Source organism: Agromyces sp. NPDC127015, from assembly GCF_042725165.1.
Classification (GTDB): Bacteria; Actinomycetota; Actinomycetes; order Actinomycetales; family Microbacteriaceae; genus Agromyces; species Agromyces chromiiresistens.
In genome coordinates this window covers 408303-434143 of the sequence record NZ_JBHXDI010000002.1, presented here as the reverse complement: position 1 = coordinate 434143, position 25841 = coordinate 408303, and the positions used below count along the sequence as shown (strand labels likewise).

General features: G+C 73.3%; 20 protein-coding genes. 13 read left to right on the top strand and 7 right to left on the bottom strand.

The genetic code is table 11. The annotated features are described in order from the left end of the window. Nucleotides 1-54 precede the first annotated feature (54 nt). Complete coding sequence (locus tag ACFWGP_RS08250; protein ID WP_376930638.1) at nt 55-1518, top strand: PLP-dependent aminotransferase family protein; 1464 nt, start codon at nt 55-57, stop codon at nt 1516-1518. Between the two features lie 121 nt (nt 1519-1639). Continuing rightward, complete coding sequence (locus ACFWGP_RS08245) at nt 1640-4009, top strand: esterase-like activity of phytase family protein (protein WP_376930637.1); 2370 nt, start codon at nt 1640-1642, stop codon at nt 4007-4009. Between the two features lie 266 nt (nt 4010-4275). Here the strand turns inward: ACFWGP_RS08245 and ACFWGP_RS08240 are convergent, their stop codons facing one another. Together ACFWGP_RS08240 and ACFWGP_RS08235 are read right to left on the bottom strand one after the other, a co-directional pair. Then, nucleotides 4276-5823: a hypothetical protein gene (locus ACFWGP_RS08240; RefSeq protein ID WP_376930636.1), complete on the bottom strand. Its 1548-nt coding sequence runs from the start codon at nt 5821-5823 to the stop codon at nt 4276-4278. A 101-nt stretch (nt 5824-5924) separates the two neighbouring features. Next, nucleotides 5925-7058 (bottom strand): hypothetical protein, encoded by a 1134-nt coding sequence (locus tag ACFWGP_RS08235; RefSeq protein WP_376930635.1) that lies wholly within the window; start codon nt 7056-7058, stop codon nt 5925-5927. 143 nt (nt 7059-7201) lie between these two features. On the opposite strand from ACFWGP_RS08235, the gene ACFWGP_RS08230 reads away from it, so the two are divergent. After that, nucleotides 7202-10624, top strand: a complete 3423-nt coding sequence (locus ACFWGP_RS08230) for an efflux RND transporter permease subunit (RefSeq protein WP_376930634.1) — start codon at nt 7202-7204, stop codon at nt 10622-10624. A 49-nt stretch (nt 10625-10673) separates the two neighbouring features. On the opposite strand, the gene ACFWGP_RS08225 is transcribed toward ACFWGP_RS08230, so the two are convergent. After that, a complete protein-coding gene (locus ACFWGP_RS08225; protein WP_376930633.1) occupies nt 10674-12050 on the bottom strand; it encodes an RNA polymerase sigma factor in 1377 nt (458 codons plus the stop codon). 7 nt (nt 12051-12057) lie between these two features. Beyond that, entirely contained in the window at nt 12058-12492 is a 435-nt protein-coding gene (locus ACFWGP_RS08220; RefSeq protein ID WP_231429737.1) for a YciI family protein, read from the bottom strand. 201 nt (nt 12493-12693) lie between these two features. Between ACFWGP_RS08220 and ACFWGP_RS08215 the strand changes: the two genes are divergently transcribed. Beyond that, complete coding sequence (locus ACFWGP_RS08215; RefSeq protein WP_376930632.1) at nt 12694-13062, top strand: heavy-metal-associated domain-containing protein; 369 nt, start codon at nt 12694-12696, stop codon at nt 13060-13062. A gap of 13 nt (nt 13063-13075) precedes the next feature. On the opposite strand, the gene ACFWGP_RS08210 is transcribed toward ACFWGP_RS08215, so the two are convergent. Together ACFWGP_RS08210 and fdhD are read right to left on the bottom strand one after the other, a co-directional pair. Further along, complete coding sequence (locus ACFWGP_RS08210) at nt 13076-15403, bottom strand: FdhF/YdeP family oxidoreductase (RefSeq protein ID WP_376930631.1); 2328 nt, start codon at nt 15401-15403, stop codon at nt 13076-13078. After that, complete coding sequence (gene fdhD, locus ACFWGP_RS08205) at nt 15400-16365, bottom strand: formate dehydrogenase accessory sulfurtransferase FdhD (protein WP_376930630.1); 966 nt, start codon at nt 16363-16365, stop codon at nt 15400-15402. The genes ACFWGP_RS08210 and fdhD overlap by 4 nt, the downstream gene beginning before the upstream one ends. A 138-nt stretch (nt 16366-16503) precedes the next feature. Between fdhD and ACFWGP_RS08200 the strand changes: the two genes are divergently transcribed. From ACFWGP_RS08200 to ACFWGP_RS08190, 3 genes are read left to right on the top strand one after another with little or no spacing between them, the layout of a single operon-like run. Next, nucleotides 16504-17187: a molybdenum cofactor guanylyltransferase gene (locus tag ACFWGP_RS08200; protein WP_376930629.1), complete on the top strand. Its 684-nt coding sequence runs from the start codon at nt 16504-16506 to the stop codon at nt 17185-17187. Beyond that, a complete protein-coding gene (locus ACFWGP_RS08195; RefSeq protein WP_231429742.1) occupies nt 17184-17453 on the top strand; it encodes a DUF6457 domain-containing protein in 270 nt (89 codons plus the stop codon). Before ACFWGP_RS08200 ends, ACFWGP_RS08195 begins: the two co-directional genes overlap by 4 nt. Beyond that, nucleotides 17450-18634, top strand: coding sequence for a molybdopterin-binding protein (locus tag ACFWGP_RS08190; protein WP_231429743.1), 1185 nt, complete (start codon nt 17450-17452; stop codon nt 18632-18634). The genes ACFWGP_RS08195 and ACFWGP_RS08190 overlap by 4 nt, the downstream gene beginning before the upstream one ends. A 224-nt stretch (nt 18635-18858) precedes the next feature. Here ACFWGP_RS08190 and ACFWGP_RS08185 read toward each other — a convergent pair whose 3' ends face one another. Next, entirely contained in the window at nt 18859-21225 is a 2367-nt protein-coding gene (locus tag ACFWGP_RS08185) for a copper-translocating P-type ATPase (RefSeq protein ID WP_376930628.1), read from the bottom strand. Nucleotides 21226-21379: 154 nt separating this feature from the next. On the opposite strand from ACFWGP_RS08185, the gene ACFWGP_RS08180 reads away from it, so the two are divergent. The 6 genes from ACFWGP_RS08180 (at nt 21380) to ACFWGP_RS08155 (ending at nt 25782) form a co-directional block, all read left to right on the top strand. Then, on the top strand, nt 21380-22393 hold the full coding sequence (locus ACFWGP_RS08180; RefSeq protein WP_231429745.1) for an NAD-dependent epimerase/dehydratase family protein: 1014 nt from the start codon (nt 21380-21382) through the stop codon (nt 22391-22393). 227 nt (nt 22394-22620) lie between these two features. Then, nucleotides 22621-23553, top strand: coding sequence for an arginase family protein (locus ACFWGP_RS08175; RefSeq protein WP_231429746.1), 933 nt, complete (start codon nt 22621-22623; stop codon nt 23551-23553). 111 nt (nt 23554-23664) lie between these two features. After that, a complete protein-coding gene (locus ACFWGP_RS08170) occupies nt 23665-24255 on the top strand; it encodes a sulfite oxidase-like oxidoreductase (RefSeq protein ID WP_376930627.1) in 591 nt (196 codons plus the stop codon). Then, on the top strand, nt 24252-25019 hold the full coding sequence (locus tag ACFWGP_RS08165; RefSeq protein ID WP_376930626.1) for a ferredoxin reductase: 768 nt from the start codon (nt 24252-24254) through the stop codon (nt 25017-25019). The genes ACFWGP_RS08170 and ACFWGP_RS08165 overlap by 4 nt, the downstream gene beginning before the upstream one ends. Then, nucleotides 25019-25291, top strand: a complete 273-nt coding sequence (locus ACFWGP_RS08160; protein ID WP_231429749.1) for a DUF6510 family protein — start codon at nt 25019-25021, stop codon at nt 25289-25291. Before ACFWGP_RS08165 ends, ACFWGP_RS08160 begins: the two co-directional genes overlap by 1 nt. Continuing rightward, nucleotides 25288-25782 (top strand): histidine phosphatase family protein, encoded by a 495-nt coding sequence (locus ACFWGP_RS08155; protein WP_231429750.1) that lies wholly within the window; start codon nt 25288-25290, stop codon nt 25780-25782. Before ACFWGP_RS08160 ends, ACFWGP_RS08155 begins: the two co-directional genes overlap by 4 nt. The last annotated feature ends 59 nt before the right edge of the window (nt 25783-25841 follow it).

Here is a 25841-nt window from a genome sequence, read left to right as displayed (position 1 = left end):
TCCAATTCGATGATTGGCCTTGACATCTATAGCCAATTCGTCTGAAGTGGCATTATGTCGGATGCCTCGCTGAGTGCCCGTGCCCTGCAGAACCTCCTCGGAGACTGGCGGGGCGGCCTTCCCGGCGCCGCGTACCTCGCGCTCGCCGACCGGGTTCGGCTGCTCGTGCTCGACGGGAGGGTGAGCGTCGACACCCGGCTGCCGGCCGAGCGAGAGCTCGCCGAACGGCTCGGCGTCAGCCGCACGACCGTCACCGCCGCGTACCGGCACCTGCGCGAGCAGGGCTACCTGCGGAGCCTGCGCGGGTCGGGGAGCGTCGCCCGCATCCCTGGAGCGCCCGCGGTGCTGCCGGTCCCACCTGCCGCCACGCACCTCGACCTGTCGAAGGCGGCGCCGCCCGCGCTGCCGTGGCTCGCCGAGGTGGCCCGCGACGCGGCCGACGAACTGCCTGCGCATCTCGGCGACTCGGGGTTCGACCCGATCGGCATGCCCGCCCTCCGCCAGGCGATCGCCGACCGCTACGGCGTGCGCGGACTGCCGACCCGGTCGGAGCAGATCATGGTGACGATCGGGGCGCAGCACGCCATCGGGCTGCTCGCGCGGGTGCTCGTCGGCCGGGGCGATCGCGCCGTGATCGAGGCGCCGACCTACCCGCACGCGTACGAGGCGCTGCAGCTCGCGGGCGCACGGCTCGTGCCCGTACCGGTCGCGCCCCACGACCCGCGGTTCGACGGCGGCGTCCCGCCGCACGGCGACGAGGTCGAGGCGCTCGAGCGCGCGCTCGCCCGTACCAACCCGTCGACGGCGTACCTCATGCCCGACTTCCAGAACCCCACCGGCCGCAGCCTCGACGCCGATGCGCGACGCCGGCTGCTCGACGTCGCCGCACGCCAGGGCACGGTCGTCATCGCCGACGAGACCACCGCCGAGCTCGACATCGACCGCGACCGCGCGCCGCTGCCGCTCGCGGCCTACGGGCCGCCCGGCACCGCGGTGCTCATCGGCTCCCTCGGCAAGACGGTGTGGGGCGGGGTGCGCATCGGCTGGATCCGTGCGGAGCCGCCGCTCATCCGCCGACTGCTCGCGGCCCGACTGCCGGGCGACCTCGGCACGCCGATCCTCGAGCAGCTCATCGCGACCCGGCTCATCGGGCGGATGGACGAGATCCTCGAGCTGCGCCGGTCCGAGCTCCGTGCGGGTCGCGATCGGGTCGAGACGCTCATCGCCGAGCTGTTCCCCGACTGGCGCGTGCCGCACGTCGACGGGGGCATCGCCGTCTGGATCGGCCTCGGTGCACCGATCAGCTCGCAGCTCGCGCTCGCGGCCCGGGCGCAGGGGCTGCTCATCGCCGCGGGTCCGCGATTCGGCATCGACGGGGCGTTCGAACGGTTCCTGCGTCTGCCGATCTGCCAGCCGGTGGCCGAGACCGAGGCCGCCGTGCACGCACTGCGCCGTGCCTGGGAGTCGATGCCCGGAGTCGCCGCGGCCGACGCCGGGCTGCTGCCCGCCGTCGTCTAGCTCGGGGCGCGCACCGGCCGTTCACGTACCGGTCACGATCGCGTCACCGGCGCGGAACCCCGGCGACAGCCGTCGGCGGGACTCTGGGCCCGACTCGCCCGTCGACCCCAGGAGCCCCCTCATGCCCGCACGCCCGCTGTCCCTCGCCGCATTCGCGGTGGCATCCGTCGTCGCCGGGTGCGCGCTCGCCGCCCCAGCCGTCGCCGCGCCCCGCTCGAACGACACCGCGACCGCCGCGACCGCCGCCGACCGCGAGGAGACCGCGGGCCCCGGCTTCTCGCGGACCGCGACCTACCCCGTCTTCCAGAACGCGCCCGCGGGCGTCGATCCGGCCGAGGCCGCCGTCGCCGAGATCTCGGCCGTCTCGGACGACGGCCGCACGGTCGTCTACACCGACGCCCTCGGCAAGCGCATCGGCTTCGTCGACCTCGGCGACCCCGAGCACCCGGTCGGCACCGGCACCGTCGAGCTCGCCGAGCTCGGCCACGCCGACGACCAGCCCACCTCGGTCGCGATCGTCGGCGACCGCGTGCTCGTGGTGATCGACGAGACGGGCGGCGACTTCCCGAACCCGCGCGGCCGTCTCGACGTGCTCGACCTCACGACCCGCGAGCGGCTCGCCTCGATCGACCTCGGCGGCCAGCCCGACTCCATCGCCGTCTCTCCCGACCGCAGGACCGCCGCGATCGCGATCGAGAACCAGCGCGACGAGGAGCTCGAGGTCGACGGCGTCGAGGGCGGCCTGCCGCAGGCGCCCGGCGGCTTCGTGCAGACCGTGAAGCTCACCCCGGCGAAGCCGTCGAGCTGGAAGGCCCGGCCGGTCGCGTTCGACGACCGCTGGGCGAAGGCGGCCTTCGCCGCGGCCGGCGTGTACGCCCCGGGCGACCCCGAGCCCGAGTACGTCGCGTTCTCGCCGTCGGGACAGCTCGCCGTCACCCTCCAGGAGAACAACGCCGTCGCGATCGTCGACGTGCAGAGCCGCCGGGTCACGGGCGCCTTCTCGGCCGGCACCGTGACCGGATCGGGCTTCGACGTCAAGAAGGACAAGAAGGTCGACGCGACCGGGTCGATCACCGACGTGCCGCGCGAGCCCGATGCGATCGCCTGGGTCGACGACCGGCACGTCGCGACCGCCAACGAGGGCGACCTGCGCGGCGGCACCCGCGGCTGGTCGGTGTTCGACGTGCGCACGGGCGACGTGGTCTGGGACGCGGGCGACTCGTTCGAGCAGCTCGCGATCTCGCGCGGGCTCTACAACGACGACCGGGCCGGCAAGAAGGGCCCGGAGCCCGAGGGCCTCGCGGTCGCGACGATCCGAGGCATCCGCTACGGGTTCGTCGCGAGCGAGCGCTCGAACTTCGTCGCCGTCTACGACCTCACCGAGCCCGCATCGCCGCGCTTCGTGCAGACGCTCTTCTCGACGAACGGCCCAGAGGGCATCCTTCCGGTGCCCTCGCGCGACCTCCTCGTCGTCTCGAGCGAGACCGACGCCGCCTCGGTCTCGGTGCGTGCGAGCGTCAACGTGTACCGGTTCGGCGACGAGGCGGCGCGGCCGTCCGTCGTGAGCGGCGACGACGCGAACGGCCGGGCGATCGGCTGGCTCGCGCTGGGCGCGCTGTCGGCCAAGCCCGGTGACGCGTCGGCGATCTACGCCGCGAGCGACAACGCGCTCAGCCCGTCGACGATCTTCACGGTGGATGTCGCGGCCGAGCCCGCACGCGTCACCGACCGGCTCGTCGTCACGAAGGGCGGCGCCCCGCAGGCGCTCGACGTCGAGGGCGTGTACGCCCGCCCCCAGGGCGGGTTCTGGCTCGCGAACGAGGGCGCGACGGGAGCCGCGAACTCGCTCGTGCGCACCGACGGCGCAGGCGCCGTCGTCGAGACCGTCGCGCTGCCCGCCGATATCGCGGCGCACGTCGGCAAGTGGGGCTTCGAGGGCGTCACCGCCACGACCGATGCCGCGGGCGCCGAGGTCGTCTTCGTCGCCCTGCAACGTCCGTTGTGGGCCGACCCGGCGGCGGCGGCGGGCCCGATCGACGGCGAGGGCGTGACCCGCATCGGGCGCTACGACACCGCATCGAAGACGTGGACCTGGTTCGGCTACCGGCTCGAGCAGACCTCGGTCGCCGGGGACTGGCTCGGCCTCTCGGAGATCGTGGCGGTCGACGCCGACACGCTCGCCGTCATCGAGCGCGACAAGCTCAACGGTCCGGCGGCGGCGGTCAAGCGCGTCTCCACCGTCGAGGTCGGCGGCGTCGCCGGGGTGGCCGGCGTCGGAGCGCCCGGCGAACTGCCGGTGCTCGAGAAGTCGCCCGCGGTCGACGTGCTGCCGGCGCTCCGGGCCGGCAACGGCTGGACGCAGGAGAAGCTCGAGGGGCTCACGATCGGGGCCGACGGCGACGTCTACGCCGTGACCGACAACGACGGGCTCAAGGATGCCACGGGCGAGACGGTCTTCCTCCGCCTCGGCGCAGCCGGCGACCTGTTCTGAGCCCGTCTTCGGGCAGGTGACGGCGGCCCGGGCCTCGCGGCTCGGGCCGCCGTCGTTCGTGTTGCTTCCCCCTGATTTCCCCTTCGCATCCATGAGGGCGCGGGGCGACGTGCGACTGCGAAGCGCACGCCGCCCCGACCCGGCCACGCCATGGACGAGCGCGGCCGGCCGTGCCGCACGGGTCTGAGGCACGGAGTCGTTCGACCGGCACGACCCGCTGAGCCGGTCGGGGCCCGGCGCCGGCAGGGCGGCGCCGGGATGACCCGCTATCGGCGCAGCGTGGACCGCCGCACCGTGAACCGACGCAGTCCGACGAGCACGAGGCCGGCCGTCAGCGCGAGCGCTGCGAGGCCGAGCGCCGAGACGTCGGCGCCCGTCGAGGCGAGCGCGCCGTCGCCGGCCGCGATCACCATGTCACCGTCGGAGGCGACCGAAGAGCCGTCAGAACCGTCGTCGGAGCCGCCGTTCGAACCGTCACCGGGGTCGGTGGGGTTCGTCGGGTCCGTGGGGTCCGTGGGGTCCGTGGGGTCCGTGGGGTCCGTGGGGTCCGTGGGGTCGGTCGGGTCGGTCGGGTCGGTCGGGTCGGTCGGGTCGGTCGGGTCGGTCGGGTCGACGATGGTCGTCGAGCCGTCCGTCTCGCTGTCGCCGATCACCGAGATCGCGTTGCCGCCGATCGTGATGGGCAGGGACAGGTCAGGCAGCAGCTGTGTTCCCCCGAGCAGCCCGCCGTCACCGTCCGTCGTCGCCGAACCGCCCCCGGTTCCCGGCAGAACGACCGTCTCTGCATTCGTCGACGTGGAGTCGCCGATGCCCGAGATCGCATTGCCGCCGATCGTGATCGGCAGATCGAGCGCCGGCAGCACCTGCGTGCCGCCGAGGATCGAGTCCTCGCCGGACGTCGTCGCCTCGCCCGAGCCGCCCCCGGTGAGCACCGCGGTGGTCGCATCCGACGAGGTCGAGTCGCCGATCACCGAGATCGCGTTGCCGCCGACGGTGATCGGTGCATCGAGCGAGGGCAGCAGCTGCGTGCCGCCGAGCAGGCTGTCCTCACCCGACGTCACCGCCTCGCCCGTGCCGGAGCCCGACCCGCCCGTGCCCACTTCGGTCACGGCGTCGCTCGACGACGAGTCGCCGATGCCCGAGATCGCGTTGCCGCCGACCGTGATCGGCAGATCCAGGTCGCCGAGGATCTGGGTGCCGCCGAGCAGGCTGTCCTCGCCCGACGTCACCGCCTCGCCGGCGCCCTCGTCCGAGCCGCCGGCCTCGGTCGCCACCGCGGTCGTCGCGTCGCTCGACGACGAGTCGCCGACGACCGAGATCGCGTTGCCGCTCACGGTGACCGGCACGTCGACGTCGACGAGCCCCTGGGTGCCGCCCAGCAGCGAGTCGTCGCCACTGGTCTCGGCGCTGCCCGCTTCGCTCGCACCGTCGTCGGTCGCGACCTCGGTGGTCGCATCCGACGACGACGAGTCGCCGATCACCGAGATCGCGTTGCCGCCCACGGTCACCGGGATGTCCACGTCGATGAGCGCCTGGCTGCCCGACCCGATGCCGTCGTCGCCGGAGGTGACGGCGACCGGTTCGGCGTCAGCGGTCGAGACCTCCGTCGCGGCATCCGACGACGACGAGTCGCCGATGAGCGAGATCGCGTTGCCGCCGATCGTCACGGGAAGGTCGATCGAGATCCCCGCCTGGGTTCCCGATGCGATGCCGTCGTCGCCACCCGTGTCCGCGTGGGCGACGCCGGCCCCGAGGAGCGTGAGCCCCCCGGCGAAGAGGGTCGCGTACAGCGCCCTCAATGCCATTCTCTTCATGATCCAGTCCTCCTGACTGATGGGTGATTTCGCTCCCGGGCAGGGAGCGATGACCGTGTCCGCGGGGGCACGCAGGCGCGTGCGAGCGGACCGGTCCCCGGTCAGTCAGGGGTGGAATCGGTGTCGTACACCGGCGACGACGGCAGCTCGTCGTCGACGGAGTGGAGCACGAGCGACGCGAGTGCGTCGAGTTCGAGAGCGGCGTAGGCCGTGTCGGCGGCGCTCGACGCGCCGCCCGAGCCCGCGCCGGAAGCGCCCGAGCCGGAACCGGCTCCGCCAGAGCCGCCGGCAGGCGGTGTCGCCACGGGTGAATGGTCGCCGGGCGGGGCTCCGCCGCCACCCGGCAGTGCGGCGCCGGAACCGAGGCCGCCCACCGTCTCGGCGACCCGTCCGGACCCCTCGGGTCCGAGTGCGATGCCCGACGAGGGCACCGCAGCCGATGCGCCGGGAAGCACGGGCGCCAGCGGCGCGTTCGGCGCCTGAACGCCCGGTGTGCCGGGCTGCTCGCCGGGAACACCCGGGTCGACCCCCGGGATGCCCGGGCCAGCCGAACCGCCGTCGCCCGGAAGCACGGGGATCGAGGGGATCTCGGGGATGACGCCGGTGCCGTCGGTCGGCAGCTCGCCGGGCGTGCCGACGACCGTGCCGAGGGTGTCGTCGACCGCGCCGACGACGGGGTCGAGGACGCCTCCGACGGTGTCGTCGCCGAGCAGGCCGCCGACGATCGGGAGCGATCCGACGAGTCCGTCGACAGCACCGGTGACAGGGGTCGTGATCGAGCCGACGGTGTCGCCGCCGGCGATGTCGGAGACCGTGCCCGTGACCTCGTTGACGACCGTTCCGACGGTGCCGTTTCCGGTGCTGACCACGTCATTCGTGGTGTCGGTGACGGTGTCGACGACGTTCGGAACGACCGCTTCGACGACGTCGCCGACAGGTGCCGGGGCGACGTCGACGACGGGCTCGACGAGCTGGTTCACCGGCTCGGTGACCGCGTCGACGACCCCGCCGAGCGTGTCGCCGACCGCACCGGTCGCATCGGTCACGCCGCCCACGAGCGAGGTCACGCCGCCGAGCAGTCCGCCCGGCTTCGACTCCTCGGCCGATGCGCTCGATGCGCTCGAGAAGAGCGAGAACGCGAGCCAGATCGCCGAGCACACGAGGGCCAGGAGGCCATATCGAAAAAGCGCAGCGCGGAGCCACGGCACCTGCCGCTCGGCAACCGCTGTGGCCATGGCCCACCACCTCACGTCGAGCGCCACCTTACCGAGGGTGCTCGCCGCGCGACGACCCCCGTTCGGGGGTCAATCGGATCTTCTTCACCTCGAATTCGACACTCGGTGACATCCGTCGTCGACCCTGCTGCGAGAATCGAGCAATGCACCTGCTCGCTGCGCTCAGCATGAAGAACCGCGCCCTCATCGCGCTCGTCACGATCGTGGTCGCGATCTTCGGCGGCATCTCGCTCACGAGCCTCAAGCAGGAGCTCGCGCCCTCGATCGAGTTCCCGCAGTTGTCGATCGTCTCCAGCTATCCGGGCGCTTCACCCGATGTCGTCAACAACGACGTGTCGACGCCCATCGAGACCGCGATCCAGGGCATCACGGGCCTCGAGTCGACCTCGACGACGAGCTCGACCGGACTCAGCCGGGTCACGGCGAGCTTCACGTACGGCACCGACCTCGCGTTCGCCGAGCAGAAGCTGCTGTCGGCGGTCAACCGCATCCAGAACCAGTTGCCCGACGACGTCGACCCGCAGGTCATCGCGCTCTCGCTCGACGACTTCCCCGTGCTGCAGATCGCGGTCACCGGCGCCGACGACGTCAGCGCCCTCTCCGACGAGATCGAGCGCACGACGCTCGGCGAGATCACCGACGTCGACGGCGTCCGCGACGCGACCCTCGTGGGCGAGATCGGCCAGCGCGTGACGATCACGCCCGACCCCGAGAAGCTCGCCGCCCACGGCCTGACGCAGCAGGCGATCCGCGACGCGCTCGCCCAGAACGGCCTGCTCGTGCCGGCCGGCACGATCACCGAGGGCGACTCGACCTTCGCGGTGCAGACGGGCACCCGCATCGGCAGCGTCGACGAGATCGCGGCGCTGCCGGTGCTCGGCGCGACCGAGGTGCAGGTGCCGGACGACTCGGAGTTCGGGCCCGACGATGTCACGACGCCGCCGACCGACGGTGGAGACGGTCTCGCCGACGGCACCGACGTCGTGCGCGTGCCCGTCGCGGCGACCATCGCGGATGTCTCGACCGTCGCCCTGACCGACAACCCCGTGACGAGCATCTCGCGCGTGAACGGCGAGCCGGCCCTCACCATCTCGGTCACGAAGCTCCCGGCCGCGAACACGGTCGAGGTGTCGAACGCGGTGACGGCGCTGCTGCCCGACCTCGAGGCGTCGCTCGACACGACCAACCCGGGGGCGACGTTCACCGTCGTCTTCGACCAGGCGCCCTACATCGAGCAGTCGATCGAGTCGCTCGCGACCGAGGGACTGCTCGGCCTCGCCTTCGCGGTCCTCGTCATCCTGATCTTCCTGATGTCGGTGCGGGCGACTCTCGTCACCGCGATCTCGATCCCCACGTCGGTGCTCATCACCTTCATCGGCCTGCAGGTCGCCGACTACACGCTCAACATCCTCACGCTCGGCGCGCTCACGATCGCGATCGGGCGCGTGGTCGACGACTCGATCGTCGTCATCGAGAACATCAAGCGGCACCTCGTCGAGGGCGTCGACAAGGCGTCGACCATCGTGCGCGCCGTGCGCGAGGTCGCCGGCGCGATCACCGCGTCGACGATCACGACCGTCGCCGTCTTCCTGCCGATCGCGCTCGTCGAGGGCGTGACGGGCGAGCTGTTCCGGCCGTTCTCGCTCACGGTCACGATCGCCCTGCTCGCGTCGCTGCTCGTCTCGCTCACGATCGTGCCCGTGCTCGCGTACTGGTTCCTGAAGCCCGCGAAGCTGCGCAAGGTCGAGGGCCCCGAAGACACCGCCGACGAGGCGGAGCTCGAGGCCGAGGAGGCCGCCGCCGCATTCGTCGACGACGTGTGGCTCGCACCCGAGCTGCGAGACGAGAGCGGCGCGACCGGGCTGCCCGTCTCGCGCCCGTCGGGCGTCGCGACGGCCGAGCGGGCCGCCGCCGAGGCATCCCCCTCGGTCGCCCACCCGGTGGTCGACGAGCTCGAGCACCCGTCGCGGCTGCAGCGCGGTTACCTGCCGATCATCGCCTGGACGCTCAAGCACGGCGTCGTCACGATCATCATCGCGGTGCTCGTGCTCGCGGGCACGGTCGCGATGACGCCGCTCATGAAGACCAACTTCCTCGGGTCGAGCGGGCAGAACACGTTCCGCGTGTCGCAGGAGCTGCCCGTCGGCACGAGCCTCGATGCGCTCGACGCGGCGTCGAAGCCGGTCGAGCAGGTGCTGCGCGACACCGATGGCGTCGAGACCGTGCAGACCTCGATCGGCACCGGTTCCAACCCGCTCGCCGCGGCGTTCGGCGGCGGCGGCGCGAACGTGACCTACTCCGTCACGACCGACGACGACGCCGACCAGGACGCCCTGCAGGCCGAGGTGCGCGACGAGCTCGACGGGCTCGACGCCGACGAGGTGGGCGAGGTCTCGCTCGCCGCATCGAGCGGCTTCGGCGCCTCGAACGACATCGAGGTCGACATCACCGCCTCGAACGCGGAGGACCTGCAAGACGCGACCGACGCGGTCGTCGGCGAGCTCGACGGCGTCGACTCGGTGTCGCAGGTCACGTCGAACCTCTCCGAGTCGCGCCCGTACGTGGCGGTCGAGGTGAACCGGGCGGATGCCGCGGCGGCCGGCTACTCCGAGGTCGCGCTCGGCGGGCTCGTGTCGGCGGCGATGCAGCCGCAGAGCGCCGGATCGGTCGTGATCGACGAGAAGACGCTGACGATCTACCTCGCGAGCGAGAACCCGCCGGTCACCGTCGAGGAGCTCTCGGCGCTCGAGGTGCCGACCCCGGCCGGCGTCGTGCGCCTCGACACCCTCGCGACGGTCGAGCAGGTCGAGGGCCCCGCCTCGGTCACGACCGTGCAGGGGCTGCGCAGCTCGACCGTGTCGGCCACTCCCGCCGGCGACGACCTCGGCACGGCGTCGGGTCAGGTGCAGGCGGCCGTGAACACGGTCGACCTGCCCGAGGGAACGACGGCGTCGATCGGCGGCGTCACCGCCGACCAGCAGGAGTCGTTCTCGCAGCTCGGCCTCGCGCTGCTCGCGGCGATCCTCATCGTCTACATCGTCATGGTCGCGACGTTCCGCTCGCTGCTGCAGCCGCTGCTGCTGCTCGTCTCGGTGCCGTTCGCGGCCACGGGCGCGATCGCACTGCAGGTCGTCACGGGCATCCCGCTCGGCGTCGCCTCGCTCGTCGGCGTGCTCATGCTCGTCGGCATCGTCGTCACGAACGCGATCGTGCTGGTCGACCTCGTGAACCAGTACCGCGACCGCGGCATGAACGTGCGCGACGCGCTCATGCACGGTGCGTCGCGTCGTCTGCGCCCGATCCTGATGACGGCGCTCGCGACGATCTTCGCGCTGCTGCCCATGGCGCTCGGCATCACCGGTCACGGCGGGTTCATCTCGCAGCCGCTCGCGATCGTCGTGATCGGCGGCCTCCTGTCGTCGACGCTGCTCACGCTCGTCGTGCTGCCCGTGCTCTACGACCTCGTCGAGGGCGGTCGCGAGCGCCGGCGGGCGAGGAAGGCGGCCAAGGCGGCGGGTGCGGGAGCGACGCCGGCGGCCCCCGAGGTCGCCGCGCCGGCCGAGTAGGCGCGGAGCCCCCGCTGCGGGGATCGATGCACGTCCTGCTCCGTCGGCGCTACTCGACCGCCGGGGGACCGCCGAGCTCTGCGATCCGCGCGAGCAGCGCCTCGCGCTCTCGTGCGTTGCCCGTGAGCCGGGCGGCCGTCTCGAGCTCGCCGCGCGCCTCGCCGGTGCGCCCGAGGCGAGCGAGCAGCTCGCCGCGCACGGCCGGCAGCGGGGGATACCCGGCGAGCCTCCCGCCGGCGACGAGCTCGTCGACGACCCGGAGCGCCGACGCCGGCCCCGTCGCCATCGCGATCGCCGCGGCGCGGTTGAGCTCCACGACGGGCGACGGGGCGATGCGACCGAGCGCCTCGTAGAGCACGACGATCTGGGCCCAGTCGGTCTCGTCGGCCGAGGGGGCGACCGCATGGCAGCCGGCGATCGCGGCCTGCAGGCCGTACGCGGCGCGCCCGCGCCCGATGCGGTCGGCCCGGTCGAGCGCCGCCCGCCCGCGGGCGATCTGCGCGCGGTCCCAGCGTGAGCGGTCCTGCTTGTCGAGGGGGATCGCACTGCCGTCGCGCGCCGTGCGCGCCGGGAAGCGGGCGGCGGTGAACTCCATGAGCGCGACGAGCGACTGCGCCTCGGGCTCGCGGGGCATGAGGCCCGCCACGATCCGGGCGAGCCGCAGGGCCTCGGCCGAGACGTCCGGCCGCAGCCATTCCTCGCCCGACGCGGGCAGGTAGCCCTCGTTGAAGATCAGGTAGAGCACGTGCAGCACCGAGGCGAGGCGCTCGGGGTACTCGTTCGGCTCGGGCACGGCGAAGGGCACGTTCGCGGCGGCGAGGGTCTTCTTCGCGCGCACGATCCGCTGCTGGATCGTCGCGGTCGGCACGAGGAACGCGCGGGCGATCTCCTCGCTCGAGAGGCCGCCGACGATGCGCAGCGTCAGCGCGATCTGGGCCTCGCGCGACAGCACGGGGTGGCATGAGACGAAGACGAGCCGCAGCACGTCGTCGTCGATCGTGTCGGGGTCCCAGAAGGTGTCGGATGCCTCGCCGCCCTGCTGCTCGAGATCGCGCGCCATCGCGGCGTACCGCTCGTCGAGCCGTTCGCGCCGGCGCCAGCCGTCGATGGCCCGGCGCTTCGCGACCGCCGTCAGCCAGGCGCCGGGGTTGCGCGGCACGCCCTCGTCGGGCCACTGCCCGAGGGCCTCGACGAGCGCCTCCTGCGCGAGGTCCTCGGCCTGGCCGACGTCGCCGGTGAAGCGGGCGAGCGTCGCGACGATGCGAGCCGACTCGATGCGCCAGACCGCGGCGATCTCGCGCCGGGCGCGGTCGGCGTCGGCCGGGCCGGAGGTGCCGCGGCCGGAGGTGCCGCCGCCGGAATGCCGGGCCCGGTCGGCGTCGGCGTGCGCCGAACCGGCCGAGCCCGAGGCATCCGTCTCGCTCATGGTGCGGTCACGCCCCCGCCGTGCCCAGGCGACCCTCGGCCTCCTCGCGCCAGCCGGCCTCCTTCTGGATCCACTCGTTGTCCTGCGGGAAGTCCTCGAGCTCGGTGACGCGACGCACCTCGAGCTTCGAGCCGGGGCCGAGCGGGCAGCGCTTGGCCCACTCCGCGGCCTCCTCGGGGCTCTGCGCCTGGATGATCCAGAAGCCGTTGAAGAGCTCCTTCGTCTCGCCGTAGGGGCCGTCGGTCACCACGGGCGGGGTCTGGTCGAAGTCGACGACGAAACCCTCCTTCGCGTCGGTCAGTCCCTCGCCCGCGAGCAGCACGCCGGCCTTGATGAGCGACTCGTTGTAGGCGCCCATCGCGGCGATGACCTCGTTGAAATCGAGCTGCTCGTAGGCCTCGACGGCGGCGTCGTTCGATCGCATGATCAGCATGTACTTCACGGTGTTCTCCTTGTTCGGATCGATGTCGATGCGGGGCCGAAGTGCCCGCCTCACTCATGCGTCGAACGGGGCGGGGGCCGGATCGACATCCGGGCGGAAAAAGCTCGGAACTGTTTCGGCCATGTTCTCAGACGCCGATCGGCTTGGTGATTGATACCCCACCGGGGTATAGTTCTGAATATCGAGGGAAGGATGACCGACATGACCCACAGCCACGCCGCCACCACCGTGCCCGAGGGCGCCACCGAACTCCAGCTGGTCGACCAGGCCGCCGCTGCGGATGCCTCGTGCGCGTGCTGCGCGATCCCCGACGCCGCGGCGACGTCGACCGCGCCCGCCGAACTCGACGGACTCGCGAGCGCCCACTACGCCGTCGCCGGCATGACCTGCGGCAACTGCGTGCGCCACGTCAGCGCCGAGCTCGCCGCCATCGAGGGCGTGGAGGCGGTCGAGGTCGAGCTCGTCGCCGGCGGCGTCTCGACCGTCACGGTGCGCAGCAGCTCGCCGCTCGCCGACGCCGCGGTCGCCGCCGCCGTCGAGGAGGCCGGCTACGAGGTCGTCCCGCGCTGAGCGCGGGAGGGCGTCAGCCTGCGACCGGCTCGAGGCGCACGATGACGGCCTTCGAGACGGGGGTGTTGCTGCCGTCGGCGGCGCTCTCGAGGGGCACGAGCACGTTCGCCTCGGGATAGTAGGCGGCGGCGCAGCCGCGCGCGGTCGGGTACGCGACGAGGCGCTGGGCGGGCAGCACCCGGTCGGCCTGGCCGGGCCACTCGCTCACGACGTCGACGCGCTGCCCGTCGGCGAGTCCGAGCTCGGCGAGATCGTCGGGGTGCACGAACACGACGTCGCGGCCCTTCTTGATGCCGCGGTAGCGGTCGTTCAGGCTGTAGATCGTCGTGTTGAACTGGTCGTGCGAGCGAAGCGTCTGCAGGATGAGCCGGCCGGCCGGCCGTTCGAGGTGCTCGAGCTCGTTGACCGTGATCTGCGCCCTGCCCGTCGGGGTGTCGAACCGGCGCACCCGCGGTGAGATGGGCAGTTCGAAGCCGTTCTTCCTGCGGACGTCGTCGTTGTAGCGCTCGAATCCCGGCACGACGCGCGAGATCCGGTCGCGGATGAGGTCGTAGTCGCGCTCGAACTCGGACCAGGGGATGTCGGGCGCCTCGAGACGCTCCGCTCCAGCGGAGGCACCGGTGCCGCCGAGCGTCGCCTGCGCCATGCGGCACACGACCGCGACCTCCGAGAGCAGGCCCGGCGCCACCGGCGGGATCGCGCCGTGGCTGCCGTGCACCGAGCACACCGTGTCCTCGACCGAGACGAACTGCGGAACGCCGCCCTGCAGGTCGACCTCGGTGCGGCCGAGCACGGGCAGGATGAGCGCCTCCTCGCCCGTGACGACGTGCGAGCGGTTGAGCTTGGTCGACACCTGCACGGTGAGCTTCGCCCGCCGCATGGCCTGCTCCGCGACCTCGGTGTCGGAGATGGCGGCGACGAAGTTGCCGGCCATCGCGACGAACACGTCGATCTCGCCGTCGCGCAGCCCCTGCACGGTCTTCACCGCGTCGCGGCCGTGGTCGCGCGGCACGGGGAATCCGAACTCGGCCTCGAGGGCGGCGAGGAAGCGCTCGGGCATCTGCTCCCAGATGCCCATCGTGCGGTCGCCCTGCACGTTGCTGTGCCCGCGGATCGGGGCCGCGCCGGCGCCCGGCTTGCCCATGTTGCCGCGCAGGAGCAGGAGGTTGACGATCTCCTTGATGGTGTCGACCGACTTCTTCTGCTGGGTGAGGCCCATCGCCCACGTGACGATCACCCGGTCGGCCGCGAGGTACGCGTCGGCGAGCTCGTCGATCTCGGCCGAGCTGATGCCGGTCGCCGCGAGCACCTCGGCCTCGTCGAGGCCGGCCAGGTGCGTGCGGAAGTCGGCGAGCCCATCGGTGCAGGCGGCGAGGAACTCGTGGTCGAGCACGGTGCCGGGCGAGGCGTCCTCGGCGTCGAGCACCCGCTTCGAGACCGCCTGCAGCAGCGCCATGTCGCCGCCGGAGCGGATCTGGATGAACTGGTCGGCGAGCTTCGTGCCGCGTCCGATGACGCCGCGCGGGCGCTGCGGGTTCTTGTAGCGCATGAGCCCGGCCTCGGGCAGCACGTTGACCGCGACGATGCGCCCGCCGCGCCGCTTCTGGTCCTCGAGCGCCGAGAGCATGCGCGGATGGTTCGTGCCCGGGTTCTGCCCCATCACGATGATGAGGTCGGCCTGCTCGAAGTCGTCGTAGACGACGGTCGCCTTGCCGACGCCGATCGACTCGGTGAGCGCGGTGCCGGATGACTCGTGGCACATGTTCGAGCAGTCGGGCAGGTTGTTCGTGCCGTAGGCGCGCACGAACAGCTGGTAGAGGAACGCGGCCTCGTTCGACACCCGGCCGCTCGTGTAGAACGCGGCCCGGTCTGGGCTCTCGAGTGCACCCAGGCGCTCGCCGATGAGCGCGAACGCGGCCTCCCACGAGATCGGCTCGTAGTGGTCGGAGCCGGCCGGCTTGTGGACGGGCTCGACGAGCCGGCCCTGCTGGCCGAGCCAGTACTCGCTCCTGTCGAGCAGCGAGGTCAACGAGTGCTCGGCCCAGAACGAGGTCGGCACGGTGACGGGCGTCGCCTCCCACGTGACGGCCTTCATGCCGTTCTCGCAGAACTCGAGCGTGTGCCGGTGCTCGGGCGGGTCGGCCCAGGCGCAGCTCATGCAGTCGAAGCCGCCGTCCTGGTTGATCGTGAGCGACAGCTTCGCCGTTCGGCCGAGGCCCATGTCGTCGAGCGCGGGAACCATCGCGTGCACGATGGCGGGCACGCCGACCGCGGCGTCCTCCAGGTGCCCGACGTGGAGGTCGGGGTAGGGGTCGGTCGCGCGCTGTTCGTTCACGGTCACCTCGGCTGTGTGGGTGCGGGCACGCGGGCGGGCTCGCCCGGGCGGTCGGGTGCGGTCGCGCGGCCGTGCCTGCCGCCGCGGTCGGGTCGGGCGCTGCGGGATGCCGCGACCGAGGCATCCGGGCGAGCCGTCGCGGCCGGCTCGACCAGCCGGTCGGGTCGCGAGTACGCCACCAGCGACGGGTCGCGCACGAAGCCGAGGAGGGTCAGGCCGACCTCGTTCGCGAAGTCGACGGCGAGCGACGACGGCGCCGACACGGCCGAGAGCACCGGGATGCCGGCCATGCCCGCCTTCTGCACGAGCTCGAAGCTCGCGCGCCCCGAGACCTGCAGCACCATGCCGCGCAGGGGCAGCAGGCCTTCGCGGGCGGCCCACCCGACGACCTTGTCGACGGCGTTGTGGCGGCCCACGTCTTCGCGCACCACGAGCAGCTCGCCCGTTCGGCCGTCGAAGAGGGCCGCGGCGTGCAGGCCGCCGGTCTGGTCGAACACGTCCTGGGCGGCGCGCAGCCGGCCGGGCAGCGCGATGACGAGCTCGGGGTCGATGCGCACGGGGTCGTCGTCGACGGCGAAGGCCGAGCGCGTGCGCACCGCGTCGATGCTGGCCTTGCCGCAGACACCGCAAGCGCTCGTCGTGAGCCGGTCGCGGTGCAGCGAGGCGTGCGGTGGGGCGACCCCGGGGGCGAGCGTCACGTCGAGCACGTTGTAGGTGTTGGCGCCGTCGGCGCCCGCGCAGTGGATCGCACCCGCGACGTCGGTGCCGCGCACCACGACGCCCTCGGAGACGAGATAGCCGATCGCCAGGTCGACGTCGTGGCCAGGCGTGCGCATCGTGACCGCGAGCTGCGACCCGCCGACCCGCATCTCGAGGGGCTCCTCGACGGCGAGCAGGTCGTCGCGCCGACTCACCGACCCGCCGACCGTGACGCGTGTGATCCGCTTCCTCGCGGTGATCCTGCCCATCCCTCCTTGGTATCAGCATCGGTGGCCCGCGCAAAGCGCCGGACGTCCACCGATTCAGATGCCCGGCATCACCGATCGAGATGCCCGCTTCGCCGGGATGCCGCAGCGCGCCCCCGCCCGACTGCCTAGCATGAACGCATGATCGAGCTCGGTGCCGTGGTGCTCATGGGCGGCCGTGCCTCACGGCTCGGCGGCATCGTCAAGGGCGACCTCGGCATCGACGGACGGACCCTGCTCGAACGCGCCGTCGACGCGGCGGCGCCCGCGGGGGAGATCGTCGTGGTCGGCGAGGCCGGACGATCGCGGTTGCCCGCCGCGGTCCTGGTCGTGCGCGAGGACCCGCCGTTCGGCGGCCCTGCCGCGGCCGTCGCCGCGGGGGTGCGCGCGCTGGGATCGGATGCCTCGGCCGTGCTGCTGCTCGCCGGCGACCTGCCGTTCGCGGCCGACGCGGTGCCGGGGCTGCTCGCGCAGTTCGGCGTGGTCGCGGGCCGCATGCGCGGGGCGGGCGACGCACGTGGCGAGGGCCCCGGAATCGAGGGGGCCGAGCGCGGAGCGCGCGACGCGGCCGACGGGGTGCGGGCAGTCGATGCCGAGGGCCGGGCGCAGCACCTGCTGTGCGTCGTGCGGCGGCACCCGCTCGAACGGGCGATCGCCGAGCTCGAGGCGCGCGGGCCGCTCGAGGGCAGTTCGATGCGGTCCCTCCTCGCGCCGCTGCGATTCGTCGATCTCGGGGTGCCGGGGACTGCCACCATGGATGTGGACACCTGGGCCGACGCGGAATCCGTCGGCGCGACCGGTGCGACCCGAGGGGAGACCCCATGACCGCGAACGACGACGACCTCGACCGCACCCTGCAGGAGTGGGCCGACCGGGTGCGCGCCGAGCTCGACCTGCCCGACGTGCCGCTCGACGTGAACGCCGTGCTCGGCGTCGCCGGTGTCGCGGCGCACGCGGTCGTGCGGCCGGCCGCGCCGATCACCACGTACCTCGCCGGCTACGCCGCCGGCGTCGCCGCCGCGCGCGGCGCGGACCCCGAGGCGGCCGCTCGCGACGCGCTCGACCGGGTGCGACGGCTCGCGTCGTCGTGACGGTGCACCGGGCCGGGCTCGACCTCGTGACCGCGCGGGCGCGAGCCGCTGCCGCGGCGCCCGACCTCGTCGTCGAGGAGGTGCCGCTGGATGCCGCGATCGGCCGGGTGCTCGCGGGCGACCTCGTCACGCCGATCCCGCTGCCGCACTACACCTCGTCGGCGATGGACGGCTGGGCGGTGCGGGGTCCCGGCCCGTGGCGGGTCGTCGAGGCCGACACCGCGGCTGCCGCGCCGTCCTCCGAGACGGAGCTCGCTCCCGGCGGCGCCGTCGTCATCGTGACGGGTGGGCTCGTGCCCGCAGGCGCCGAGGCGGTCCTGCGGCGCGAGGCCGGTCGCGTCGTCGACGGGCGACTCGAAGCGGTCGGCGACCTCGGCCGGCGCGATGTCGCGGGCCGACGCCACCTCAGGGCGGCCGGCGCCGAGGCGAGGGCGGGGGAGGTCGTGCTGCCCGACGGAATGCCGCTGACCCCGCCGCGCATCGCACTCGCGGCCGCGACCGGTGTCGACCGCCTGGTCGTACGACGACGGCCGAGGGTCGCACTCGTGCTGACCGGGGACGAGGTCATCGAGTCGGGGGTGCCGGCGCCCGGGCGCGTACGAGACAGCTTCCGAACGATGCTGCCCGCGATGCTCGACGCCCTCGGCGCCGAGGTCGTGGCGGTGCACCGCGCGGGCGACGACCTCGCCGCGACCGAGACCGCCGTCACCGCCGACGCCGCCGACCTCGTCATGACGACGGGCGGCACCGGCGGGTCGGGCGTCGATGTCGTGCGCGCCGCCGTCGACGGGCTCGGCGCCGAGTGGCTCGTGCCGTCCGTCGCGATCCGCCCCGGCGGGCCGACCTTCCTCGCACGAGCCGGGGGCCGGCTCGTGCTCGGGCTCCCGGGCAACCCCCTCGCGGCCGTGCTCGGACTCGTCGCGGTCGGCGGCCCATTGCTCGAGCGCTGGACCGGAGTGGGGGAGGCGCTCACCGAGGTCGTCGTCTCGGAGGCCCTCGACGGCGCCCCCGGCGCGACGCGTCTCGTCCCGGTCATCGTCCGCGACGGCCGGGCAGCGCCCGCCGCGCACCTCGGCACGGGAATGCTGCGCGGCCTCGCCGACGCCGACGCGATCGCCGTCGTGCCGGCCGAGGGGGTCGCCGCCGAGGCATCCGCCCTCGCCCTTCGCCTGCCGTGGTGACGGCGCGCCCCGTCGGCGGGGCGACCGCCCGGGTGCACGCGGTTCGGGAGGAAGAACCGCCCGGCACGCCGCGGCGAGCGGGCGACACGCGGGGCCAGGCGCGGAAGTTCCGACCGAGCCGTTCTCCCGGAGGGACGCCCGGCGCCTGCGAGGGCCGGCCGAACGCGACCGTCCAGCCCGTCGACCGCTGATGCGGACGGCGGGCCGGACGGGCGACGGGAGGGTCAGCGCGTGCGCTCGAGGACCGCTCGCGTCGAGGCCTCGGGGCGCAGGTCGAGGCGGCGCAGCAGCTGCGCGTTCGCCGCGACGATGACGGTCGAGAGGCTCATCAGGATCGCGCCGACCGACATCGGCATCACGAACCCGATCGGGGCGAGCACGCCCGCAGCGAGCGGCACCGACACGAGGTTGTAGCCGGCGGCCCACCAGAGGTTCTGGCTCATCTTGCGGTAGCTCGCCCGCGACAGCTCGATCACCGAGAGCACCGAGCGCGGGTCGCTCGACGCGAGGATGACCCCGGCGGAGGCGATCGCGACGTCGGTGCCGGCGCCGATCGCGATGCCGACGTCGGCCTGGGCGAGCGCGGGCGCGTCGTTCACGCCGTCGCCGACCATCGCGACCGAGAGGCCCTCGCGCTGCAGCTCCTGCACCTTGGCGGACTTGTCTTCGGGACGGACCCCCGCGTAGACCCGGTCGATGCCGAGCTCGGCGGCGACCGTGCGGGCCACCGGCTCGGCGTCGCCCGTGATCATGACGACCTGCACACCGAGCGCGTGCAGCGCGTCGACCGCCTCGCGCGACTCGGGACGGATCTCGTCGGCGAGGGCGATCGCACCCGCGACGACGCCGTCGATCACGACGTGCAGCACGGTCGCGCCGGCCTCGGCCCAGGGCACGGATGCCTCGAGCACGTCGAGGCCCTCGCGCCGGAGCAGCCCGGGGCCGCCCACCTGCACGACGCGGTCGCCGACCTTCGCGCGCACTCCGATGGCGGCCGATGCCTCGAACTCGGTCGCGCCGTACACGGCCAGGCCGCGGTGGAACGCGTCGGCGACGATCGCCTTCGCGAGCGGGTGCTCGGAGTCCATCTCGGCGGAGGCGGCATCGGCGAGCACGGCGTCGAGGTCGAAGCCGGGGGCCGCCGCGGCATCCGTGACGGCCGGCTCGCCCTTCGTGAGGGTGCCCGTCTTGTCGAAGAGCACCGCGCCGACCGTGCGCATCGTCTCGAGGGCGAGGCGGTCGGTCACGAGCACGCCGCCGCGGGCCGCGCGCTCGGTCGCGATCTGCACGACGAGCGGGATGGCGAGGCCGAGGGCGTGGGGGCACGCGATCACGAGCACCGTGATGGTGCGGACGACGGCGTCGTCGGGGTCGCCGAGCAGCGTCCAGGCGATCGCCGTGATGACGGCGGCGCCCAGCGCGAACCAGAACAGCCAGCCCGCGGCGCGGTCGGCGAGGCGCTGCGCGTGCGAGCTCGAGGCCTGCGCCTGCGCGACGAGGCGCTGGATCCCAGCGAGCGCGGTGTCGTCGCCGACCGCGCCGACCCGCACGCGGATCGCGGTGTCGGTCGCGACGGTGCCTGCGACGACGTGGTCGCCGGGGCCGCGGCTGACCGTGGCCGACTCGCCCGTGATCATCGACTCGTCGATCGCCGCGGTGCCGTCGACCACCTCGCCGTCGGCCGGCACGCGCCCGCCGGGGCGCACGATCACGAGGTCGCCGACGCCCAGCTCGCTCGGGGCGACCGTCTCGGTCTCCGTGCCCGCCGAGCCCGTCGAAGGCTCGACCACCCGCTCGGCCTCATCGGGCAGGAGTGCGGCGAGGGCGTCGAGTGCGCTCGAGGCCTGCATGATCGAGCGCATCTCGATCCAGTGGCCGAGCAGCATGATCACGATGAGGAGCGCGAGCTCCCACCAGAAGTCGAGGTGATGGCTGACGAGCATGAGGCTCGCCGCGAGGCTCGCGAAGTAGGCGACCGTGATCGCGAGGCCGATGAGCAGCATCATGCCGGGCTTGCGGGCCTTGAGCTCCGACCAGGCGCCGGTGAGGAACGGCTTGCCGCCCCAGAAGTACATGACGGTGCCGAGCACCGGGGAGATCCACGGGACGATCGCGTTGTCGGGCAGCGAGTAGCCGAGGATCGAGGCGAACATCGGGCTGAACGCGATCGTGGGGATCGCGATGACGAGCATGATCCAGAACAGGCGGCGGAACTGGCCGACGTGATCGCCGTGGCCGCCGTGGCCGGACATGTCGTGCCCGGCGTGGCCGGCGTGCATGTCGTGGCCCGCGTGGGCGTCGCCGTGACCGGCGTGCGCGGCGTGGGGGGCCTCGGTCGCGGTGCTCGTGCCGTGGCCGGCGTGCATGTCGTGGCCGGCGTGCGGGTCGTGCCCTGCGCGGCCCTCGTGCCCGGCGTGGCCTGAGTGGCCTGAGTGCGGGTCGTGCCCGGCGTGGCCCTCGTGCCCGGCGTGCGGGTCGTGGGTCACGGCCGCGGCGCCCTCGGCGTGGCCCGCGTGCTGCGCGTGGTGATGGCCGGCGTGGCCCTCGTGCGCGTCGTGCTCGGTGTGCGTCTCGTTCTGGCCGGCGCCCATCGCGTCCTCCTGTGGTCGTTCCCTCAGATTAATACCCCTAGGGGGTATCTGCAAGAGGGAACCGCAACCCGATTCCCACTATTCCGCATCGGAGTGCATCAGCGCTCGGCGAACACGATGGCGCCGTTCCGGGAAGGTCTGCTGTGATGGCGAGATGCAGATCCTGATCCTCGGTGGAACCCAATGGCTCGGTCGTGAGCTCGCCCGCGATGCGCTCCGGCGCGGACACGAGGTGACCTGCCTCGCGCGCGGCGAGGCGGGCGAGGTCGCACCCGGAGCACGGCTCGTCGTCGGCGACCGGTCGCGGGCCGACGCCTACGACGCGCTCGGCGACGCCGAGTGGGACGCCGTGATCGACGTCACGCGACAGCCGGGATTCGCGCGTCGCGCCGCCGCGGCGCTCGCCCAGCGGGCACGGCACTGGACGTTCATCTCATCGGGCAACGTGTACGCGCACCACGACGAACCGGGTGCCGACGAGACGGCTGAGCTCATGCCGCCCCTCGAACCCGACGAGTCGACGCCCGAGACCTACGGCGAGGCGAAGTCGGCGATCGAATCGGCCTACCGTGAGGCGCTCGGCGACCGGCTGCTCGTCATCCGGCCCGGCCTCATCGGCGGCCCGGGCGACGCCTCGGGCCGCACCGGTTACTGGGTCGCGCGCTCGGCGCGCGACGACGAGCCGATGCTCGTGCCCGACATCATGGATGCCTCGGCGCAGTTCATCGACGTGCGCGACCTCGTCGGCTGGACGATCGACTCCGTCGAGCGCGGGCTGACCGGTGCGTTCAACGCGGTCGGCGATCGCTCGACGTTCGGTGCGTTCCTCGACGCGTCGCGGTCGGTCGGCGGTCACCGCGGCGAGGTGCTGTCCGCACCCAGCGCGTGGCTCGAGCGGCAGGGCGTCGCCGAGTGGTCGGGCGAGGAGTCGCTGCCGCTCTGGATCATCGCTCCGACGTGGGCGTCGTTCCAGGATCGTTCGAACGCCGCGGCCCGTGCCGAGGGCCTCGAGCTGCGCCCGGTCGAGGAGACGCTCGCCGACCTGCTCGCATGGGAGCGCGAACAGGGACTGGATCGGTCGCGCGGTGCCGGACTCAGCGCCGCACGCGAGCGCGAGCTCGTCGCGGTGCTGCGTGCCGAGCGAGCGGATCGGCTCGTCGAGGAGTGAACCGGCGGGGCGCACTCGAGTACGGGTGCGCCGCGCCGCTCGTCCCGTCTCGAGGCTGGGAGCGACGGGCGCTCGACGACGGGGCTCGAGGGGCGCATCGCCCCGCCGGCGTGCGCGTCTTCCCGACGGGTCGGGCCTCCCGCCCTGCGGCCGGGCCGTCTGGGATGACAGACGGCGTGACCGCGCGAGGGCTGGGCGCGGACGCGGCCGACTCGTAGCGTGGGGGCATGGCCGACGTCGCACTCTCGAACGATCCCCTCTGGCCCCGCGCGGGAGACTGGCCCGCGCCCGAGTCGCTCGCGCCCGAGGCATCCGCTCGCCTCGCCCTGCTCGGCGTGCCGGCGTGGCGCACCTCGCTCTCGCCGACCGACGCGCACACGACCCCCGCCGCCGTTCGCCAGGCGCTGCGCCGATACAGCCCGGCGCTCGTGCCGAGCCGGCAGGAGGGCCGCGACGCCGTCGACCTCGGTGAGCAGGCCGTCGTCGACGCCGGCGACATCGTCGAGCCCGACGGCCCCGAGGGGGAGACGCGCACGCGCGCCCGGGTCGCCGAACTGCTCGAGCGCGCCGAGACCGTCATGGCGCTCGGCGGCGACAACTCGGTGACGGTCGCGACCGCGCTCGGCGCCTACGGCGACCGGCTCGACACCGCCGGCCTCATCACGATCGATGCGCACTACGACCTGCGCGACGGCGTCTCGAACGGGTCGCCCGTGCGCCGCCTCGTCGAGGCGGGCCTCGATCCGCGACGCATCGTGCAGATCGGCATCGCCGACTTCGCGAACTCCGCCGTGTACGCACGCCGCGCCGCCGAGCTCGGCATCACCGTCGTCCACCGCGACGAACTGCACGGCCGCCGGCCCGCCGATGTCATGGCCGAGGCGCTCGAGATCGCCGGCGCCGCGGGCGGCCCGGTGCACCTCGACATCGACGTCGACGCCTGCGACCGCTCGGTCGTGCCCGGATGCCCCGCGTCGATGCCCGGCGGACTCGCCGCGTGGGAGCTGCGCGCCCTCGTGCGCGCCGCGGGCGGCGATGCCCGCGTCGTCAGCGCCGACCTCGCCGAGGTCGACGCGAGCGCCGACGCACCCGACGGCCGCACGGTGCGGCTCACGGCGCTCTGCGTGCTCGAGTTCCTCGCCGGCGTGGCCTCGCGCTGAGCGGGCAGGCGTCGCCCGACATCCGGCCGTAGCGCGTCGCGCCGAGGAGTGACAGGCTGAGCCTGTACTCGACCGCCGCGCGGGCGGCGGTTCCCCTCGAAGGGAGTCGCGATGTCGTTCATCACCCGGGGCTTCACCGGCCGCAGCCGAGAGCGCGACGATCGGCTGCCGCCGGGGCAGACGCTCGTGCACGACTTCCCGGTGCTGTCGGCCGGGCCGACACCCGAGGTCGACACCGCCGACTGGGAGTTCACGATCCGCACCGAACACGGCGGCCGGCGGTGGAGCTGGGACGAGTTCATGCAGCTCGAGATCGAGGATGTCACGACCGACATCCATTGCGTCACGCACTGGTCGAAGCTCGGCACGAGCTGGCGCGGTGTCTCGCTCGACACCCTGTTCGCCGAGGTCGAGACCGAGTACGACTACGTGATGGCGCACAGCTACGGCGGCTACACGACGAACGTGCCCCTCGAGGAGCTGCTCGGCGGCAGGGCCTGGGTGGCCTTCGAGTTCGACGGCGAGCCGTTGGACCCCGAGCACGGCGGCCCGGCCCGGCTGCTCGTGCCGCACCTGTACTTCTGGAAGAGCGCGAAATGGGTGCGCGGGCTCGAGCTCATGCCCACCGACGACCCCGGATTCTGGGAGCAGAACGGCTACCACCTCCACGGCGACCCGTGGAAGGAGGAGCGCTACTGGTGAGCGAGGTGCAGCAGCTCCAGGCGGCGCCCCGCACCGCGTGGCACGTCGCCGAGGTCGCCGAGACGCGGCGCGAGACGCCCACGGCCGCGCGCATCTCGCTCGACGTCGTGGGCTGGCCGGGCAACCTCGCCGGCCAGCACCTCGACGTGCGCCTCACCGCCCCCGACGGGTACACCGCGACCCGCTCGTACTCGATCGCCTCGTCGGGCGACGGCGAGCGGGTGGTGCTCGCGGTGGATCGGCTGCCCGACGGCGAGGTCTCTCCGTTCCTCGTCGACGAACTGCGCGCCGGCGACCGGCTCGAGGTGCACGGCCCGCTCGGTGCGTTCTTCGTCTGGCGGCCCCCGGCCTCCGGCGCGGTCGGGCGACCCGTGCAGCTCATCGCGGGCGGTTCGGGCGTCGTCCCGCTCGTCGCCATCGCCCGCGCGCATGCCGACGCGGGCGATGCCACGCCGTTCCGCCTGCTCTACTCGGTGCGCACGCCCGACGACGTCTTCTTCGCCGCCGAGCTCGAGGCGGCGCGGCGCGGGCCGGCGCCGCTCGAGGTCGAGTTCGTCTACACGCGGAGCGCCCCCGACGGCTCGGGCGGCCCCGTCGGCCGGATCACGCGCGAGCGCCTGGCGGCCGCGGTGATCGGGGCCGATGCCGCGCCGATCGTCTACGTGTGCGGGTCGACCGGGTTCGTCGAGCGCGTCGCCGCGTGGTTGATCGAGCTCGGCCACGACCAGGCGGCCATCCGCACCGAGCGTTACGGAGGAACCTGATGCAGCACTTCGACGGCAATCTGCTCGCGGGCCCGCTCGCCGAGGTGTTCGCGTTCGACCCGACGACGGCGCGGGCGCGCTGCAACGGCTGCGGGGCCGTCGCCGAGCTCGCGACCGCCCTCGTCTACCGCAGCGGCGCGGGCAGCGTCGCCCGCTGCCGAGGCTGCGGCGCCGTGCTGCTCAGCCTCGTCGAGGGCGACGGCCGCCGCTTCGTCAACTTCACCGGCACCGGCGCGATCGAGATCACCACGGCAGGAAGGGACGACGCATGAAGACGCTCTACCTCGTGCGACATGCCAAGTCGGACTGGGGAGACCCGTTGCTCGAGGACCACGACCGTCCGCTCAACGAACGCGGCCTGCGCGACGCCCCGGCGATGGGGCACCGCCTCGCCGAGCGGGGCGTGAACCCCGACCGCATCGTGACGAGCACCGCCGTGCGCGCTCGCAGCACCGCTCGGCTCCTCGCACGGACCCTCGGCATCGGCGACGACCACGTCGTCGAGGACGACCGGCTCTACGGGGCGACGGCGTCCCGCATTCTGAACATCGCCTCGGGGCTCGACGACGCCATCGGCACGGCGATGCTCGTCGGACACAATCCGGGCATGAGCGACGCCGTCGGCGAGCTCACCGGCGAGTGGGTCGAGCTGCCGACGTGCGCGGTCGTCGAGTGCCTGGTCGACGTCGACTCATGGGCCGAGCTCATCGAGGGCACGGGCGACCTGGCAGCGGTCGACACGCCCAAGGGCCAGCTCCGCTGACATCGGGGTGCCCGCGCGATCCGGCGAGCGGTCGACGGCCGGGATGACTCGCGCCGACG